The following is a 2,204-nucleotide window of genomic DNA, read 5'->3' on the forward strand; positions in this document are numbered from 1 at the left end:
GTGACGGCGCTGCGGGAGGCGGCCTGGTTGTGACGGCGCTGCGGGAGGCGGCCTGGTTCGGCGTGCCCGAACTGCGGGGACCGACGTTCGAATGGTCCGTGATCGCGCTGACCCTGCCGGTGGTCATCGTCCTGATCGCCGAGAACGTCGGCCACGTCAAGGCGGTGTCGGCCATGACGGGTCGGTCGCTCGACGACGTCGCCGGCGACGCCCTCGTCGCGGACGGATTGGCCACCACCCTCGCCGGATTCGGCGGCGGCTCCGGAACCACCACGTACGCCGAGAACATCGGAGTCATGGCCGCGACGCGGGTGTACTCCACCGCCGCCTACTGGGTCGCGGCCGCCACCGCCGTGGTTCTCGCGTTCTCACCGAAGTTCGGTGCCCTCGTGTTCACGGTGCCGAACGGTGTCATCGGCGGCGCCACCCTCGTGCTGTACGGACTGATCGGCGTCCTCGGTGTGCGCATCTGGATGGACGCCGAGGTGGACTTCACCGACCCCGTGAACCTCACCGTGGTCGCTGCGGCGCTCGTCGCCGGCATCGGCGACCTGACGCTGACGATCGGATCCGTGGAACTCGGTGGCATCGCGTGGGGTTCGGTCGGCATCCTCGTCGCCTACCCGGTGATGCGCTCGCTCGCGCGGTTCCGCAAGCCCTGACACGGTGACCGGATGGGTCACGAATCCCGATCACCTGGGTCATTCACCACGGTGTTCCTCGCCTCTACCGTCGAACGAGACGTACCCAGATAGTTGATACGAGGAGTCGGCGTGGAGCGCACCCTGTTCGAACCGGAGCACGAACTGTTCCGGGAGTCGTACCGCAAGTTTCTCGCACAGCACGCCGAGCCGAACCACGCCAAGTGGGAAGAGCAGAACATCGTCGACCGCAGCCTGTGGGTCGAGGCCGGCAAGCAGGGCTTCCTCGGCATGGCCGTACCGGAGGAATTCGGCGGCGGCGGCGTGCGCGACTTCCGGTACAACGCGATAATCACCGAGGAGACCACCCGCGGCGGGTACAGCGGCATCGGCTTCACCTTGCACAATGACGTCGTCGCGCCGTACCTGCTCGAACTGAGCAACGCGGAGCAGAAGCAGCGTTGGCTGCCCGGCTTCGCGTCGGGCGAGCTGATCACCGCCATCGCGATGACCGAACCGGGCACCGGCAGCGACCTGCAGGGCATCAAGACGCGCGCCGTGCGCGACGGCGACGACTGGGTCCTCAACGGTTCCAAGACGTTCATCACCAACGGCATCAACGCCGACCTCGTGATCGTCGTCGCGTGTACCGATCCCGACAAGGGGGCGCAGGGATTCAGCCTCCTGGTCGTCGAACGGGAAATGCCGGGCTTCGAACGCGGCCGCAATCTCGACAAGATCGGGATGAAGGCGCAGGACACCGCGGAGCTCAGCTTCACCGACGTCCGCGTTCCCGCCGCCAACCTCCTCGGTGAGGAGGGGATGGGCTTCCTCTACCTGATGAAGAACCTTCCCCAGGAGCGGCTGTCGATCGCCGTGGTGGCCGCGGCCGCAATGGAATCGGCACTCGACATGACGATCCAGTACTGCCGCGACCGGAAGGCGTTCGGCAAGTCGATCGGCAGCTTCCAGAACACCCGCTTCGTGCTCGCCGAACTCGCCACCGAGGCAACGGCCGTCCGAGTGCTCGTCGACAAGTTCATCGAACTGCTCAACGACGAGAAGCTGTCGGTGCAGGAAGCGGCGATGGCCAAGTGGTGGACCACCGAGGCGCAGGTCCGGCTGATCGACCGGTGCCTGCAGCTGCACGGCGGCTACGGATACATGAAGGAGTACCCGATTGCCAAGGCCTACATGGATTCTCGTGTCCAGACCATCTACGGCGGTACCACCGAGATCATGAAGGAAATCATCGGTCGCGGCCTCAATCTCTGACGAGGCGCGACCTGCGTATCCGGGGTGGATGCGAGAAGGCCCCACGGTAATCGCCGTGGGGCCTCCTCGTGTCTCCGCGCGGCGGTGACTAGATCTTGCGCATGACCGTGACGACCTTGCCCAGAATGACCGCGTCATTGCCGGGGATCGGATCGAACAGCGGATTGTGCGGCATCAGCCACACCTCGTTCTCGGTGCGTTTGAACGTCTTGACGGTTGCTTCGCCGTCGATCATCGCTGCCACGATGTCTCCGTTCTCCGCCACGTTCTGCTGACGGACCACTACCC

At 65.4% G+C, this 2,204-nt stretch carries 3 protein-coding genes; 2 read left to right on the forward strand and 1 reads right to left on the reverse strand.

Annotated elements, in window-relative coordinates; genetic code table 11:
* Together AC1D1G_RS44575 and AC1D1G_RS44580 are read left to right on the forward strand one after the other, a co-directional pair.
* The coding region (locus AC1D1G_RS44575) for a solute carrier family 23 protein (protein ID WP_477956869.1) at positions 1 to 662 on the forward strand (662 nt) is incomplete at its 5' end.
* Positions 663 to 773: 111 nt separating this feature from the next.
* A complete protein-coding gene (locus AC1D1G_RS44580) occupies positions 774 to 1,916 on the forward strand; it encodes an acyl-CoA dehydrogenase family protein (protein ID WP_283331930.1) in 1,143 nt (380 codons plus the stop codon).
* 88 nt (positions 1,917 to 2,004) lie between these two features.
* Here AC1D1G_RS44580 and AC1D1G_RS44585 read toward each other — a convergent pair.
* A partial coding sequence (locus AC1D1G_RS44585; RefSeq protein WP_477956870.1) for a LexA family protein occupies positions 2,005 to 2,204 on the reverse strand: 200 nt, incomplete at its 5' end.

It is taken from the genome of Rhodococcus sp. P3_B8, assembly GCF_056402775.1.